The organism is Kordia sp. SMS9, assembly GCF_003352465.1.
In the GTDB taxonomy this organism is placed as follows: Bacteria; Bacteroidota; Bacteroidia; order Flavobacteriales; family Flavobacteriaceae; genus Kordia.
This window is the reverse complement of record NZ_CP031153.1, coordinates 3,599,041-3,615,000: the sequence shown is the minus strand read 5'-3', so window position 1 is coordinate 3,615,000 and position 15,960 is coordinate 3,599,041. Positions and strand designations below refer to the sequence as shown.

Here is a 15,960-nt window from a genome sequence, read left to right as displayed (position 1 = left end):
AAAAGTAATGAGCGTTGCCGGTGCCTATTATAAAGGTGATGAGAAAAACAAACAGTTGACACGTGTTTACGGAGTTTCTTTCCCTAAACAGAAAGAACTGAAAGAATATTTACATTTATTAGAAGAAGCTAAGAAACGTGATCATAGAAAACTTGGTAAAGAACTAGAATTGTTTACGTTTTCACAGAGAGTTGGACAAGGGTTGCCGTTATGGTTGCCAAAAGGAGCTGCATTACGTTCGCAGTTAGAAAACTTCTTGAAGAAAGCACAGCAGAAAGCTGGTTATGAAATGGTGATTTCTCCGCATATTGGACAGAAAGAATTGTATGTAACTTCTGGACATTTTGCAAAGTATGGAGAAGATAGCTTTCAACCAATTACAACACCAAAAGATGATGAAGAGTTTTTGTTGAAACCAATGAATTGCCCGCATCACTGTGAAATTTATAATGCAAAACCTTTTAGTTATAAGGATTTACCAAAGCGTTTCGCAGAATTTGGAACGGTATATCGTTATGAACAAAGTGGAGAATTGCACGGATTGACACGTGTACGAGGATTTACACAAGATGATGCACATATTTTTTGTACGCCAGATCAACTGGATCAAGAGTTTAAAAATGTGATTGATTTGGTCATGTACGTATTTGGTTCGTTAGGATTTGAAAATTTTACAGCGCAAGTTTCATTACGCGATCCTGAAAAACCAGAAAAGTATATCGGCTCTGATGAAAATTGGGAAAAAGCAGAAAATGCTATCATTAATGCTGCAAAAGAGAAAGCATTGAATTATGTTGTTGAATATGGAGAAGCTGCTTTTTACGGTCCCAAGTTGGATTTTATGGTAAAAGATGCACTTGGCAGAAGCTGGCAATTAGGAACGATTCAAGTAGATTATAACTTACCAGAACGTTTTGATCTTACCTATAAAGGTAGTGATAACGAGCTGCATAGACCTGTAATGATTCACCGTGCTCCTTTTGGAAGTATGGAGCGTTTTATCGCTATTTTATTGGAACATACAGGCGGAAATTTCCCGTTATGGCTCATGACCGAACAAGCAATTCTATTACCTGTGAGCGAAAAATATGAGAATTACGGGAAAAAAGTTTTAACTTTGTTAGAAAATAACGAAATTCGCGCCCAAATCGACAACAGAAACGAGACGGTCGGGAAAAAGATTCGTGAAGCAGAAATGAGCAAAGTTCCTTTTATGCTCATCATTGGCGAACAAGAGGAGAAAGATGGCACAGTTTCTGTACGAAGACATGGAGCAGGCGATATTGGTACACTAACTATGGAAGCATTTGCTGAATTAGTTACAACAGAAGTACAAAATAGCTTGAAACCATTTAATGTTTAACTTAAAATTTTAGAACCATAGCAATACGAAGAAAAAGAAGTAGGGCACCTAGAAGAGAAATCAAGGAAGATCCACACAGAATTAACAGAAAAATCAATGCTCCCGAAGTACGACTTGTAGGAGATAATGTTGAAATTGGCGTTTATCCAACAAGGAAGGCACTAGCCATAGCTGACGAACAAGGTTTAGATTTAGTTGAAATTTCACCTAAAGCAAATCCTCCTGTTTGTAAAATAATGGATTATAAGAAATTCCTATATGAACAGAAAAAACGCGAAAAAGCTTTAAAAGCTAAAGCATCAAAAGTAACTGTTAAGGAAATTCGTTTTGGTCCTCAAACAGATGAACACGATTACGAATTTAAAAAGAAACATGCGATTAAGTTCCTATCAGATGGTGCTAAATTGAAAGCATATGTATTTTTTAAAGGTCGTTCCATCATCTATAAAGATCAAGGACAGATTTTATTATTAAAATTAGCCCAAGAACTTGAAGAGTATGGAAAGGTAGAACAAATGCCAAAATTAGAGGGAAAGCGAATGATTATGTTCATTGCACCCAAAAAGAAATAATGTTTCGACTTCGCACAACATGATGTAAAAATTGTTGTGTGAAATCAAATCAAAAATAATAAGCGAAGTATTTAAAACAATTAGGAATTATGCCTAAAATGAAAACAAAATCCAGTGCTAAGAAGCGTTTTAAGCTTACAGGTTCTGGTAAAATTAAAAGAAAGCATGCCTTCAAAAGTCACATCTTAACAAAGAAGTCTAAGAAGCGTAAGCTTAAATTAACGCACAGTACTTTGGTACATGAAAGTGACGTTAATAGTATTAAAGAACAATTACGTTTAAAGTAATCCGTTCTTTCGGTTAAAACAAATTTATAAACCCTGGAGTTAGGCCTTAACGATTGTAGATTTTTAATTTTAGATATACGATTTAAAAAAGACTAAGTGTCGATTATCGACCGCCTACTACAAAAATCATTTAAAAATATGCCAAGATCAGTAAACGCGGTTGCTCGTAGAGCCCGAAGAAAAAAGGTATTAAAACAAGCCAAAGGTTACTTTGGAAGACGTAAAAACGTTTGGACAGTTGCTAAGAATGCGGTTGACAAAGCTATGAGTTACTCATACAGAGACCGTAGAAACAAGAAAAGAACATTTCGTGCATTATGGATTACTCGTATCAATGCGGGAGCTCGTTTAAACGGAATGTCTTATTCACAGTTTATGGGAAAAGTAAAAGCTAATGACATCGAACTAAACCGTAAGGTTTTAGCTGATTTAGCAATGAACCACCCAGAAGCGTTCAAAGCAATCGTTGATAAAGTAAAATAAATCGTCAAATAATATATATTTCGCTTATAAAACCGATACTTTTTAGTGTCGGTTTTTTTTATGCTTCTACCAGAAGTTACTTCTCTCCTATTGATACGAAAAACCCTTTATTGCAATTTTTAGTCTTCCCCTATTTTTTCATTTTCTTTGCAGATTTTATCATAAATCATTAAAAAGAGAAAAATATATTCAATTTAACTCTTAAATATTTGTTAGTTTTTGAATTTATCATATTTTTACTCGAATTCCCTTAACATTACTTATGACTATTATTTTAGCAAGCCAACTTGTTCTTTGCAGTACATTGTGTGTGACTGCCTTACGGAAATTTCCAACGTTTAATTATTGTTTGATTTCTAAGAAGCGTACGATTTGAAATGTCCAACTTTAATACATTTTTAAAGCGAAATTTACCAAAAGTGACAAAAACTGAAGACGTATCTTTACACGCTACCATTTCTAAACTTTTAGAAAGTTTAAAGGTTCAACTCTCCCAATGTTTTATACATCATGAATTGAGTTTAAAACTGAACGCCTTTGAAAGTATGTTTGAAACGGAGCGTTTGGAATATTTTCCAAATTTGTATCTTGAAATTGAAGAATTTTTATCACTACAACCCGATGCAAATTTTGACAAAGCTACTTTTCGCCAAAAACTCATAGAAAATTATCCGTTGCTAACATCATCTGATGAAATTCGTGTCCTCTTTATTGCAGATAGTTACACGCAAAAAGTGGTATTGGCGGAACTCTTTTTGAAAGATGTGTTGTTAAAATCAAAAGACTTATTGGGAAGTTTTAACACTAGTTTTCTGTTAGAAGTGGAAGATTTACGTGTACATGCGCCATTGTCCCTTGAACTCGTTTCGCAAACCAACGTATCTTCTATTTTAAAAGAACTTTTTGAATATTCGAATCTTATTCAGAAAAAAATTCAAGAGAAATTAGGAACAACTGCTATACTGAGTATCTACAACAACGCATACAACAAGCATTTTGAAAGCTATTATTTACTAGAGAATTTTACGAGTACGGTCCATTTAGTTCCCGAACAATTACGTGTCACACAAAGCGAGAATCTTCCTAGCAAAGCACCATTGCATCGCATGTTGAAGTCGCAAATAGCTACCTTAGAAGATCTCAATGCAAAACTCAGCAAGGAAATTCTTCAGAAAACACAAATTCAAAAAGAACTTGAAGAAAACGAGAAGCTTTATTCTGCGGTAATTCACAATTCGTTGGATGCAAATATTATCTTCAATCCAGAAGGTTTGATCATTCGTTCCAATAAAAAAGCAGCAGATTTTATCAATGCGCATGAAAATCAGCTTAACTTTTACAAACTGTTGCCCGCAGATTTTGCAAAGAATCTACAAGCAATTATTGACAAATTCGCAGTGAATTCATCTAAAGGTTTGGAGCAAGACTTTTTTGAGTTTGAAGTGTATGAAAACAACGAAATTACGTATTACAACTTAAAAATCAATCCGATATATATAAACAGTAAAATGTTATTTTTCTGTGTGATCCGAGATATTTCAACAGATATTCGAAACATGATTCGTATTGAAGAAGCGCGTGTTATTGCTGAAAAATCTGCCAAAGCGAAAACCACATTTTTATCAAACATGAGTCACGAAATTAGAACGCCTTTGAACGTGATTCTTGGTTTGTCAGAACTATTCAATCAGAAAGACTTTACAGGAAGTGAGAAAGAATACGAAAACATTGAAGCCATTCGCTTTTCTACTGAAAACTTACTGATGATTGTCAATGATATTTTAGATTTTTCTAAGATTGAAGCAGGAAAACTGAATGTACAGAAGGTTGATTTTAACTTTACGGAACTTATCTCCAATCTACAAAAAGGATTCAACATAAAAGCAGAAGAAAAAGGACTCGATTTTTCCATGAATATGACCAATTCAGTGCCAAAATATATTGTGGGCGATCAATATCGATTGAGTCAAATTTTAAACAATTTAATTGGAAATGCGATTAAGTTTACACAAAAAGGATTTGTCTGCGTTAAAATCACAGGAAAACTTTTAGAAGATGATACTTTTCAACTGTATTTTACCATTGAAGATTCTGGGTATGGAATTCCCAAAGAGAATATTGACTATATTTTTGAAAGTTTCTACCAGATGCAGTACGACAAGGAAAAACCAGAAGGTACAGGTTTGGGATTGAGCATTACCAAAGAATTGGTGTCGCTTCTAGGTGGAAATTTAACTGTAAAAAGTGAACCCAACACAGGAACTACTTTTCAATTCGACCTTAATTATAAAGTAAGTGACTTGAGTGATGCAGAATTACAAGGCATACAAAACATCAATCACAATCTACGTCACAAACGTATTTTAGTAGCAGAAGACAACAAACTGAATCAACTATTCATTAAACAATTACTGAAAAAATGGGATGCCGAAACAACTGTTGTTGAAAACGGACAAGAAGCTGTAGAAGTCGTAAAAATGCACGATTTTGATTTAATTTTGATGGACATCCAAATGCCTGTATTAGACGGATTGGAAGCTACTGCTGCCATTCGCGCGTTGGACACAAACAAAAAAGACGTTCCTATTGTTGCCTGCTCCGCAGATGTATTTCCTGAATCTAGACAAAAAGCGGAAGAAGCTGGCGTGAATTATTACATCACAAAACCAATCAACGCGAAATCTATCAATGAAATTTTGTATTTGTTGATGAGTAGTAATTAGCCTAGCTGCGTAAACTCTCCCAACTTTATGAAGTCTATAACTCAAATACGTATATTATAATTTTCAAACGCTTTTTTACTCAAAAACTCACGATCCTCTGGATGCGCGATTTTCATCATTTCTTTAGCGCGTTCTTTCAAATTTTTTGCATACATCGACGCAATGCCATACTCTGTTACAATATATTGCACATGTGCTCTTGTTGTAACTACAGATGCGCCTAGTTTTAAGTTTGGAACAATCCGAGGAATTCCTTTATGCGTTCGGGAAGGTAATGCCAAAATTGCTTTTCCTCCTTTTGAAAGTGTTGCTCCACGGATAAAATCCATTTGTCCACCAACGCCAGAATAGTGTTTGGTTCCAATAGAATCAGCACATACTTGACCGTATAAATCGATTTCAATGGCACTATTAATTGCCGTAACTTTCGGATTCTGCCTAATGGTTCTCGTATCATTTACATACCCAACATCCATCATGTTTACCATAGGATTATGATCTATAAAATCATAAATTTTTCGCGTTCCAAAAGCAAATCCTGATACAATTTTTCCTGGTTCAGTTACTTTTTGACTTCCATTGATAACTCCTTTTTCTACCAAATCAATGATTCCGTCAGAACACATTTCGGTATGTATTCCTAAGTTTTTATGAGTGGTCAAATTTGCCAAGGCAGCATTAGGTATTCCACCAATTCCCATTTGTAAAGTAGCACCGTCTTCTACCAAACCTGCAATATTTCGTCCTATCTTATCTTCTATTTCAGTAATTGGCTTTACCTTCATTTCATACAACGGCGTATCTACCGCTACACACGCATGAATTTGATTTAAATGTATGATTCCATTTCCGTGAACAAACGGCATATTTGGATTTATCTGCGCAATCACATACTTAGCAGTATCAATAGCAGCATTTGAAATATCAACCGAACAACCTAAAGAACAAAATCCTTTTGCATTTGGTTTTGACACAGTGACCAAAGCTACATCAATAGGCATTTGTCCTCTTCTAAATAATGCTGGAATTTCACTTAAAAATACAGGAATATAATGTGCACGACCTCTCTGAACATGCGGACGAATATTATTTCCGACAAAAAAACAGTTGATTTGAAAACTATCTGCATACCTATCATCTGCATATGGTACGGCTCCTTCGGTATGTGCAGAAATGATTTCTACATTTTTTAACTCTTGATGTCGGTTGGTCATTGCCTGCACTAAAACTTCAGGTGTAGCGGCGGCTGTATGAATAAAAACTCTATCTCCAGACTTAATTACTTTAACAGCTTCTTCAGCCGTCGTCATTGTTGCGATCATTCTTCGTTTTTTGCTATTTTTTTATGAATTTGTAAAGACATAGTTAGGTTTTTTGCTTCTTCTTTTTAGCCGCTGGAAACAAAATATTGTTTAAAATTAATCGGTAACCAGGCGAATTTGGATGCAATTCGAGTTCCGTTTTGGGATCTCCTACTCTATGCTGATAATCTTCCGGATCGTGTCCGCCATAAAAGGTAAAAAATCCTTTTCCTTTAATTCCATGAATATAACGACCTTCACCATTGGTTCTGTTTTCGCCTAAAATCAACACAGAAGGTTTTATTTGTGAACGATCAAAACTGGTGGTTTGTCCCATAAAACCTTTCACTAAAGCCGTATGATTTTGACATAACATTGTTGGAATTGGATCCCATTTTGCTGAAAAATCCATTAACGTAAAGTAATCGGCGTCTTTAACAATGCGTCTTTTAGAAGTCATATCTATCGAAGAAAATTCATATTTTGTGGAACTGCGCTCTAATTCAAAGTTTGTAAATGCAAACGTTTTGTTAAAATCAATTTTACTTTGATAATTCCGATCTGACACATCGCCATCAAACATCGGTTCGCAAATATCAACACCTTCTGCCGCTAAGGCAATATCAAAACTGTCGGTTGCGCTACACATAGCAAACATAAATCCACCACCAATTACATAATCGCGAATTTTCAAAGCTACATCGCGTTTTTCCTCTGAAACTTTTGAGTATCCCAACTTTTTAGCCAAAGCTTCTGCCTCTTTCTTCTCGCGAATATACCAAGGTGCCGAACGGTAAATACCGTAAAACTTCCCGTATTGTCCCGTAAAATCTTCATGATGCAAGTGCAACCAATCGTATTTTATCAATTCATCTGCCAATACTTCTTCATCATACACTACATCGTACGGAATTTCTGCGTATGTTAACACCATCGTCACAGCATCGTCCCAAGGCACATTTCCTTTCGGAGAATATACCGCAACTTTTGGCGCTTTTTCTAAAATGACGGCTTCTTGATTTTTGCTTGGACTCGCAATTTCTTCCAACATAGCATTGGTTTTTGCGTCTGATAAGATTTCATACGAAACACCTCTAATTTTACATTCCTTTTCTACGGCATCAATGGCTGGCAATAAAAAAGAACCGCCGCGATAATTGAGCAACCATTTTACTTTAATCTTTTTCTCAAGCGACCAATACGTGATTCCGTAGGCTTTTAAATGATCTTTTTGCGACTCCGCATCCATCGGAATCAAAATATAAGAAGCGTAACTACTCACTGAAAATAATAATACAAGCGTGAGTGTAATGATATTTTTTAGTTTCAATTTCATGAATTTTTATACAATGGAAAGATACACAAAAAATATATCGCACTAAAGAATTTATCATTTCTGTAACAATTCTTACAAAAACATGCTTTTCATCGACTGTTTTCGACATTTTATTTTTTAGTTTTTCAAAGAAAAATTCCATCAACAGCTTTCAAAACAACTCATTATGTGACAATTAGACATCGTAAAAACTTCACAAAATAATCATCAAAAAAAAAGTCTTACAAAAAAAGGGAAAAACACGGAGACAAAAAGCATTTAAACACTCGAATCTAACTGTACGCGTGATCCTAATTTTACCACTCTAATTTAAAACTACAACACTATTATGGAAAACACCGTAATTATCAACTCTATAGGAAATGCAACTCCTGGAGCATCTAAAGTTTTGTCGGACGCACTCAAAGTTCCACAAGATTATATTCTAAAACTATTGTACAACGCACCTTCCATTTTATTCCAAAAAGTAGACAAAGACACGGCAGAAAAAGCAGAAAGTACGCTTACAAAATTAGGTTTAGACGTATCTATTTGCACAAAAGACGATACCGTTGACTTAACTACCGAATTGATTGACATCAGCGTGAGTATTGACAACATTTTAATGCTTCCAAAAGTATTAGAACAATTGTCGGTTTTCTTAGGTTGTAAACAATCGGAAGTGCTCAACTTAATGTTGAATGAACCAAGTATTGTCCTTGGGAATGTATCGGTCGCCACGGCGAAAGCGTTACAAAAACGTACCGATGCCAATGTGCATTTTTCAAATCCTCGCAAGGACATATATACGATTCTTATCAGCAAAAAAGCAGGCAATACTTCATTGAAAAACATTGAAAAGCTACTGAAAACGAAAGCTACAGAAACAGCAGAAGCATTCGTCATTGAAAATGTATCGTATGATCATTCTCAACTGTTATGGAGACAGTACCAATCGAATAAAGCGGTGAAATTACTAAATCAAAGTCATCAATTGGTTTCAATCGTTTTGGAGGATTTTGATGTTGAAAACGAAGCACACACCAACTTCTTAACGGAAAAAGTAGGCATGCCAAAAGAAATTTTAGCAGACATACACGAAGCACTTCCAATCACGCTTTTTGAAAATATAAACAGAAATCAAGCAAAAACGATCAATGCAGATTGTGACAACATCGGGTTGAACACTGCGATCGAAAAAGACTTCAACTTCAAGAAAAAACTGCATATTTCAGCTATTGAAGATGCAGAAAATGCAATAAAAATCTTAGCGCAATTCATCGCTGAAGAAAATCTACCGAAAACAAATGCTACTAGTTGGACAAGCAACGAAGAAGTTCCGCCATTAATCGCAAGGTACCTTTTGGCACAACTAGAACAAATACAATGTAATCCTGAAATCATCAATTAATTATGGAAGAAAAAACAATGCTACACTACCGCATTGCGGAACGTGGAAAAATGCACGCTTTAGACAAAAACTACAAAGAAGCATTACGTCATTACAAAGAAGCCATGAAAATGTCGCAACAAGAAAAAGACAGCGAACTCTTTTTTCAACACTACAGTCAATGTGTAATGGAAACCTTAGAACTTTCTGGGGCGCACGATCAAGTCATTGACTTTTGTGAAAACTACCGCAGCTTCTTAAAAGAAAAAGAACAAAATGTATTGGTAAGAAAACACAATGCATTTGTGAGTGAACGTCAAGCAATTCAACATGTACTTCGTGAAGAACAAGACGAAGCAAAAAGTTTATTGCAAGACGTTCAAAAAGACCTTGGAAGAGGCAAACAACCTATAACTGACGAGTTGTTAGGTTGGCTACAACGTGGGTACAAAGTCAATAGAGATCAATTGACAAGGCTCCAAAAAAAACACAATTATTTTATTGTGAGAAAAGAATCGGTAAATCCCAAAATTGCCATGGATTTACCAGAGGGCATTTCTCCTTTTTAACTTTAAAAACAGAAAATGGCAGACGTAAAAACATTTGATCAAGGATCAAAAATACTACAAAACGTAGACGTGAGTAGTATGGTCACAGCGCTCGCCTTGGGTATTGCAGAAGCTCAAGAACGGCTCGACACAAACTCGGTTTCACAGCTTATTCGACTTTCCGAAAGTAAAGTAGCTGGGAAATCATTATTAGAACTCGGGTTTCAACCCGCATTTTATGCTTTTGATTATGCTGATATTTCAGCTTCCATTAGCTTAAAAATGGCAGTAAAAGAAGAAGTTGAAGTAGACTTTAGTTTAGCTGTTGATTATAAAAACAACTCAACTTTCGACAAAAACTTTTTTGATGACTTAAAAGAAAACAAAAGCAATTCTTTAAGTAAGTATTCCAAAACACAAAAAGACATTTCTTTAAAAGCAAAAACTTCTGAAGACATCAGTATTAACGAAAAATCGTTTAAAGTTCACAAAGAAGAAGGTTCGTACTCTAAAGTGGAAAAAGCGGAAGAAGAAATGCGCGATGAAACAAAAGAATTGCGTGTAGAAAGTGTTATTGATGACAAAAATGAATTGACGCAAACTACAAATGCAAACAACATTTTCATCAGAAAAGAAGATGGTTATATAGTTATTGTAGAGCCAAAATTTAACGCACAAGCGGAAGCTTTACTGAAAATGGAAAGCAGTTACGATGGCACAGCGAAACCTATTGAGCTTAATGGTAAAGCAACACCTGATAAGTTTGATAAAATCACTTCATTTGAGCAAACACTTAAAAATGCTGCTACCGGAAATGATGATGGTAATTCAGGAACAACCGAAATTGTAACGGGTATTAACAGCGCTGGTGTACACAAGGTTAATGGCGGAAATGTAGCCATAACTCCGTATGTTTTCTATTTTGATTGGGATAAACACCGAATGATTGACTTTACCTATTCGCAAGGTGTAAATTCAAACTCTTTAACAATGGCTGATGCCGAATTGTTAGCATTGGCGTTAAAAGAAGATGACAATTTAAACATTACCATCAAAGGTTTTACCGATGGAAGTGGAAGTGCATCAACCGCAAACACAAAATACAATGAAGCTTTAGGACTCAAAAGAGCAAAAGCATTCAAAAAAGAACTTGAAAAATATGCCAAAAAAGAATTCGGTGACGACAGAATAAAAACGGCTACTGAAGGTGAAAATTTGGCAAACGGAAGTTCAGCAAAAGATCCTGTAATTAGAAAAATCACCATTGAAATTACCAATAGTAGTCCATCGGATTATATATTTTTCAGAGGAGGAAACGTTTCTACTGCGGCAAAAATTCCAGCTGCTTCAAATTTACCAAATGATGAGTTTCTAGACAAAAGAGCGATCACTACTCCTAATACAAGACCAGATGTAACCTTTACGCATGGAGGAACTTCAGTTGTTTTTGCAGATGGAAGTAGCACAGAATTATCAGAAAGTTCATTAACGCAAAGCAACCATCTTTTGCATAAATTCTTTGTTGAAAAATTTAATGGTGTGTATTATTTACTCCATGAAGAAACGAAGATCAATTACTTTATTCATTCCAAAGAAAACAAAGAATTGGATGTAAAAGTGAAAAATGAATCTTCATCCACAATGGACAAAGAATCTACTGAAATATATGTTGGTGAAACGCAGAATGATCTATCCAAGCTAAAACAATCTTCGCAAGATTTTACTGGAGATAAATCAGTAGCAATTAGTGGTTCATTAGATGTTCGCTATGCACGACAATTTAACATGTCTGTAGAAGGAAATGCGTCGGTTTCGGCTCGAATGATTTCGGTGCCACCACCAACTGCATTAGAAAACTACATACAATCGTTGACAAATACAACTTCAAATTAATCATTGATGAGTACTACGCCTAAAGTTATACAACAAATTACCAACGCTCCCTTGCCAATGATGCTGGAAAAGCTCGGAATGTCAATTGCCAATGCGCAATCGGCTTTGGATGCAAATTCCATTCGTTTGGCAAATGAGTTGGCGGCGGTAAAAATTAATCTAGGTGATGAAGAGTACAATTTATTAAGCCTTGGTTTTGCACCCACATTTTACGCTTTTACAGAAGCTTCTGTAGAAATGAAAATGGAATTTTCTATGGCTGAATCTGAAAGCTACGGAGGCGCATTAGGATTCAGCTATGGAAATAGCAGCAATGCCAACAACAGTTCAAGTACAAACAACAGTAGCAGTGATAGCACTTCTACTCAAATGTTTGGCGTTTCTGTGTCGGCGCATTATGCACGTAAATATTCTTCATCTGCGGAAGGCTCCTCATCAATTGCAGCAAAGATTGTATCGTTGCCTGCACCTGATATATATCTTGAAATTTTAAGATCAACTATAAACAAAGACGAATAACAAATTAAAAAAATCAAAAACTATGTTTCATAAAAATCCAGAAATAGGACAAGAATTACTCAATGTTCCTATGGGAGAAATGATTGAGAAGATGGCTACTTCCATTGCCAATGCGCAAATGGCATTAGATTCCAACTCAATCGAAGTAGCAGAAATGATGGGCGGATTAAGTCCCGTGAAATCTACTATCAACGGAAAAGAATTTATCAATTTTAAAGACAGTCGTGTATTTTTCGGAAAAGAAAAATTACAATTGGCAGATGCTGTAGAATTGTATAACGCAAATTCAGATGGCGCTTACAAAGCATCCATTCAAGCTAAATTTTTATCTGGCGAAACAGAACCAGCATACGATAAAGAAGTCGTTGATGTAGACTTAGCGCCAACAGACAATGCTGCCAAGTTTACGCCTGACAATCAAAAAAATGGCGATGTTTTTTACAGAAAAACACCAACAGATTGGTTTAAGTATAATGTAGATGATGGCATCTATGAAAGTATGACCACACCAACAGCGTCTACAACTCAAATTATGGTAACGCCAGGAACTACGGAAAGAACAATTTATGTTCCACAACGTTTGTCCATGTTAGAACTTGGGTTTGCGCCTACTTTTTATCAATTTGTAGATACCATACTTAAAGTAACGCTTAGTATCAAGTTTACGCGAGAAGGCTCATCTTCATACAAATATGAAAGTAAATCGAAAAGTAAAGACAGAAGCGCAAGCTTTAGCTGGAGAAGAGGATTAAAAACCAACAAAACAGTAACGACCACGCAAGTAAATGCTGGTTTCTCTCAAAAATACAGCTATTCAGCAGAAGGTTCTAGTTTATTACAAACGAAATTAGTTCCAATTCCGCCACCAGCGGCATTAGAAGAGCGCATACAACAACAAATGGCAATTGCTAGAGAAGAAGAAGAAAACTAGTAATCCATGGGTAGAATCACCAGAGAAATACAAAATGCACCCTTACCCGAGATGATCAAATCTCTGGGTATAGGGATTGCAGAAGCGCAACGAGCTTTGGATCGGGTTTCTATGGATTTGGCAAAGGAACTTGTAAATACCAAAGTAGAAATGGGCGGCGAAGAATACAGCTTATTAGCCTTAGGTTTTACGCCCACATTTTACCAATTTGTCGATACATTTTTCGAGTGTAAAATGTCTGTTTCTATGATGGAATCAAGAGAGTTTGGAGCTTCCGTGTCCGCGAGTGCTGGATTTAATGTAGGATTTGCTGCAGTAAGCGCTTCTGTTTCAGCAAGCTATTCACAAAAATATCAGTATTCGGCTGAAGCGAGTTCCTTAGTACGAACCAAATTAGTAACCGTTCCAAATCCACCCGTTTTTGAACAACGCTTGAAAGCGATGATCGAAACTGAGTTGGAAAGTAAAAGAAACGCAAACAATTAATAGACGAGTTTATACAGATGGCTAAACATTGGAAAAGTTTTGTTAAGAAAGAAAAAGCTCCGAAGGAGGAAAACGCGGCTATAGAAAATATAGCTTCGTTGCTCTCTCCTACTGGAAAAAAATCAGACAAATCCTTAGAAGATGCTGCCGCATTTAATCCGAATTTAAAATCATTGATTGATGAGCAAAAACAGCTCGAAGATCAAATGGCAGAACTTACTGGTAAGAAAAAGGAATCCAATACAGATAGAAGGTATGAGCATGAAATAAAAACAATTGATCAAAAGAAGAAAGAGGAAGCCGAAGCAGCAGAAAAGCTTCAAAAAAGAAAAGAGAGTCATCGCAAAAAGCAAGACGATCGTTGGGACGTAACACCTTCTTTCACTCCGAAAAAGAGAGAAGTTTCTAGTGTTCCACCAATTTCAAAAAAACGCAAAACCACAAAAGCAAACACAGGTTTACTACAACCTACAAAAGCTTCAAAACCTGCAGCGCGCATTCCTAATATTCAGCGAAAGCCAGAGCAATCTATTGTATCAAAAAAGAAGAAAACGGCAACAACTTTACTTGAATTTGGACAAAAAATTCAACAAACAAAGCAAAAAGTAGACGATTTTACCAAACGACCGAAAAAATCCGTAGCAAAGGTGGTTCAAAAATCAATACGAAAGCCTGTTTCTAAACCACAAAAAGCAGCAACGTTAACAACGCAAAAATCAAAAAGGCAATCACAAACACTTTTAAAAAATGCTGAAAAACGAAAAGTAACTGTTGCGTTAGAAAAGAAAAAGAAAGCAGCAGAAACGGTTGCAACAACTGTTAAAAAAGGCAAAGAAAAACTGAATTCGTTTGTCAATAACACCGCGAAACGAAAGGAAGTGCAGACCATACAATCGGTTGCAAAGAAAGCTTCAAAAGTACTAGACACTTTTGATTCTGCAACCAAAAAAGTATCCAAAGTAAACGATACGTTTCAAACCGTTCGGCACACAGGAAATGAACTGCAAACAGGTGTAGAGAAAATAAAAAGTATTACAAAATCTCCTGAATTGCAAACGTTTAGCAAAAAGGTTTCTAAAGGAATGGGCATTGTCAATAAAGTTGGGAAAAAGCTACAAAAAGTGGATTCCGTATTCAACACTGCCAACAAAAAGTTAGAAAAAGCCAATAACGTGGCAAATCTCTTTGAGAAAAAACTAAACGCAGTTGATTTTATCAGTGGAAAAGATGCAGCAACCAAACATGGATTCGATTTTGATTTCATCCAACAAAAACAAACAAAAAAAGAAGAAACGACACGCTTTGATGTAGGGAACAAAAAGTTAAATGTAGCCATTGATGTCATTAAAACCGCTCAAAATGTAAAGAAAGGTATTGACATCTTAAACGAAGTAAAAAAGCAAAAAGACAGTTTCTCATTTTAAAAAAATACACATGAGCACATCAAATAACGCATTAACGCTAAAACAAATACTATTAGGCATTTCCGATAGTTTGAATGAAGCACAAAATCATCTGCGAAATGTAAAACCGTACGATGAATTTGGAAGACCAAATACCTTGTATACGTTACCGTATTTGGACTTTAATTTACAGGTAGAAGCTGAATTTGAAAAAGAAACAAGTTCGGAATCTCCCGCTACTGAAAGTAAAACGGCAAGAACTTCGATGGCGCAAACCTATCAAAAAGGATATGCACGAACGTTGGCATTTAAACCTGTAGCAAGTACAAATACGAGTACAGATACGAAAGAATCTAACAAAGTGACGAGTACGATTTCAGGACGATTTATCGCCGTAGTTCCCAATGAAGGCTTGCCACAAATGATCATCAACGCAACTCCGAAAGCAACGAATACTATTCATGTTTTTGATATTGACGTTGAAGTGTTCAACGCGGCTGGCGAAAAAATTTCAGCTGCGTTGGTTGAATTTAATTACAATCAACAAAAAACGGAATTGCTAAATCCGAACGCAACATTAAATCACAATACCACATTTTTAAATACAAGCGAAATTAGAACTGATAGCAACGGAAAGGCACAAACGCAAGTACAAGTAGATGGTGTAGATTTTGCCAACGGACATATATTAATCATCGAAGTCAACGTTGGAAATGTACTCACTAAAATTTCAATTCAAAAATAGT

Annotated in this window: 15 protein-coding genes (1 of these 15 only partly in view); 13 read left to right on the top strand and 2 right to left on the bottom strand. The window is 35.7% G+C overall.

Annotated elements, in window-relative coordinates; translation table 11 throughout:
* From thrS to KORDIASMS9_RS15210, 5 genes are all read left to right on the top strand, one after another.
* Positions 1-1,363: the 3' portion of a threonine--tRNA ligase gene (gene thrS / locus KORDIASMS9_RS15230; protein ID WP_114903669.1), read on the top strand. 581 nt of this gene lie to the left of the window's left edge; the window shows 1,363 of its 1,944 coding nt (coding positions 582-1,944); its start codon lies off the left edge, out of view; it ends in the stop codon at positions 1,361-1,363.
* 59 nt (positions 1,364-1,422) lie between these two features.
* Positions 1,423-1,935 carry a translation initiation factor IF-3 gene (gene infC, locus KORDIASMS9_RS15225; protein WP_114903668.1) on the top strand — a complete coding sequence of 171 codons (513 nt, stop codon included), beginning with the start codon at positions 1,423-1,425 and terminating at the stop codon, positions 1,933-1,935.
* Positions 1,936-2,024: 89 nt separating this feature from the next.
* Complete coding sequence (rpmI, locus tag KORDIASMS9_RS15220; RefSeq protein ID WP_073181711.1) at positions 2,025-2,222, top strand: 50S ribosomal protein L35; 198 nt, start codon at positions 2,025-2,027, stop codon at positions 2,220-2,222.
* 138 nt (positions 2,223-2,360) lie between these two features.
* Complete coding sequence (rplT, locus tag KORDIASMS9_RS15215; RefSeq protein ID WP_046756034.1) at positions 2,361-2,705, top strand: 50S ribosomal protein L20; 345 nt, start codon at positions 2,361-2,363, stop codon at positions 2,703-2,705.
* Positions 2,706-3,124: 419 nt separating this feature from the next.
* The gene (locus tag KORDIASMS9_RS15210; RefSeq protein ID WP_162819988.1) at positions 3,125-5,428 is read left to right on the top strand and encodes an ATP-binding protein; all 2,304 of its coding nucleotides are present in this window, start codon (positions 3,125-3,127) and stop codon (positions 5,426-5,428) included.
* Positions 5,429-5,469: 41 nt separating this feature from the next.
* Here the strand turns inward: KORDIASMS9_RS15210 and KORDIASMS9_RS15205 are convergent, their stop codons facing one another.
* Both KORDIASMS9_RS15205 and KORDIASMS9_RS15200 read right to left on the bottom strand, forming a co-directional pair.
* Positions 5,470-6,750 carry an acetyl-CoA hydrolase/transferase family protein gene (locus KORDIASMS9_RS15205; protein ID WP_114903666.1) on the bottom strand — a complete coding sequence of 427 codons (1,281 nt, stop codon included), beginning with the start codon at positions 6,748-6,750 and terminating at the stop codon, positions 5,470-5,472.
* A 43-nt stretch (positions 6,751-6,793) separates the two neighbouring features.
* Positions 6,794-8,065: an asparagine synthetase B gene (locus KORDIASMS9_RS15200; protein ID WP_114903665.1), complete on the bottom strand. Its 1,272-nt coding sequence runs from the start codon at positions 8,063-8,065 to the stop codon at positions 6,794-6,796.
* A 328-nt stretch (positions 8,066-8,393) separates the two neighbouring features.
* Here KORDIASMS9_RS15200 and KORDIASMS9_RS15195 point away from each other — a divergent pair, with 328 nt between their 5' ends.
* From KORDIASMS9_RS15195 to KORDIASMS9_RS15160, 8 genes are read left to right on the top strand one after another with little or no spacing between them, the layout of a single operon-like run.
* Entirely contained in the window at positions 8,394-9,455 is a 1,062-nt protein-coding gene (locus tag KORDIASMS9_RS15195) for a hypothetical protein (RefSeq protein WP_114903664.1), read from the top strand.
* A 2-nt stretch (positions 9,456-9,457) separates the two neighbouring features.
* Positions 9,458-10,003 carry a hypothetical protein gene (locus tag KORDIASMS9_RS15190; protein ID WP_114903663.1) on the top strand — a complete coding sequence of 182 codons (546 nt, stop codon included), beginning with the start codon at positions 9,458-9,460 and terminating at the stop codon, positions 10,001-10,003.
* Positions 10,004-10,018: 15 nt separating this feature from the next.
* Positions 10,019-11,875, top strand: a complete 1,857-nt coding sequence (locus KORDIASMS9_RS15185; protein WP_114903662.1) for a hypothetical protein — start codon at positions 10,019-10,021, stop codon at positions 11,873-11,875.
* 6 nt (positions 11,876-11,881) lie between these two features.
* Positions 11,882-12,394 carry a hypothetical protein gene (locus KORDIASMS9_RS15180; protein ID WP_114903661.1) on the top strand — a complete coding sequence of 171 codons (513 nt, stop codon included), beginning with the start codon at positions 11,882-11,884 and terminating at the stop codon, positions 12,392-12,394.
* A 22-nt stretch (positions 12,395-12,416) separates the two neighbouring features.
* Positions 12,417-13,325: a hypothetical protein gene (locus KORDIASMS9_RS15175; protein ID WP_114903660.1), complete on the top strand. Its 909-nt coding sequence runs from the start codon at positions 12,417-12,419 to the stop codon at positions 13,323-13,325.
* Between the two features lie 6 nt (positions 13,326-13,331).
* Positions 13,332-13,811, top strand: a complete 480-nt coding sequence (locus KORDIASMS9_RS15170; protein ID WP_114903659.1) for a hypothetical protein — start codon at positions 13,332-13,334, stop codon at positions 13,809-13,811.
* 17 nt (positions 13,812-13,828) lie between these two features.
* Positions 13,829-15,235 carry a hypothetical protein gene (locus KORDIASMS9_RS15165; protein ID WP_114903658.1) on the top strand — a complete coding sequence of 469 codons (1,407 nt, stop codon included), beginning with the start codon at positions 13,829-13,831 and terminating at the stop codon, positions 15,233-15,235.
* Positions 15,236-15,245: 10 nt separating this feature from the next.
* Complete coding sequence (locus tag KORDIASMS9_RS15160) at positions 15,246-15,959, top strand: hypothetical protein (RefSeq protein ID WP_114903657.1); 714 nt, start codon at positions 15,246-15,248, stop codon at positions 15,957-15,959.
* The last annotated feature ends 1 nt before the right edge of the window (position 15,960 follow it).

Bases quoted from the DNA above. Each gene is read 5' to 3' on its own strand.
- rpmI (WP_073181711.1), top strand. From the start codon at position 2,025: ATGCCTAAAATGAAAACAAAATCCAGTGCTAAGAAGCGTTTTAAGCTT.
- rplT (WP_046756034.1), top strand. From the start codon at position 2,361: ATGCCAAGATCAGTAAACGCGGTTGCTCGTAGAGCCCGAAGAAAAAAG.
- KORDIASMS9_RS15205 (WP_114903666.1), bottom strand. From the start codon at position 6,750: ATGATCGCAACAATGACGACGGCTGAAGAAGCTGTTAAAGTAATTAAG.
- KORDIASMS9_RS15200 (WP_114903665.1), bottom strand. From the start codon at position 8,065: ATGAAATTGAAACTAAAAAATATCATTACACTCACGCTTGTATTATTA.
- KORDIASMS9_RS15195 (WP_114903664.1), top strand. From the start codon at position 8,394: ATGGAAAACACCGTAATTATCAACTCTATAGGAAATGCAACTCCTGGA.
- KORDIASMS9_RS15190 (WP_114903663.1), top strand. From the start codon at position 9,458: ATGGAAGAAAAAACAATGCTACACTACCGCATTGCGGAACGTGGAAAA.
- KORDIASMS9_RS15185 (WP_114903662.1), top strand. From the start codon at position 10,019: ATGGCAGACGTAAAAACATTTGATCAAGGATCAAAAATACTACAAAAC.
- KORDIASMS9_RS15180 (WP_114903661.1), top strand. From the start codon at position 11,882: ATGAGTACTACGCCTAAAGTTATACAACAAATTACCAACGCTCCCTTG.
- KORDIASMS9_RS15175 (WP_114903660.1), top strand. From the start codon at position 12,417: ATGTTTCATAAAAATCCAGAAATAGGACAAGAATTACTCAATGTTCCT.
- KORDIASMS9_RS15170 (WP_114903659.1), top strand. From the start codon at position 13,332: ATGGGTAGAATCACCAGAGAAATACAAAATGCACCCTTACCCGAGATG.
- KORDIASMS9_RS15165 (WP_114903658.1), top strand. From the start codon at position 13,829: ATGGCTAAACATTGGAAAAGTTTTGTTAAGAAAGAAAAAGCTCCGAAG.
- KORDIASMS9_RS15160 (WP_114903657.1), top strand. From the start codon at position 15,246: ATGAGCACATCAAATAACGCATTAACGCTAAAACAAATACTATTAGGC.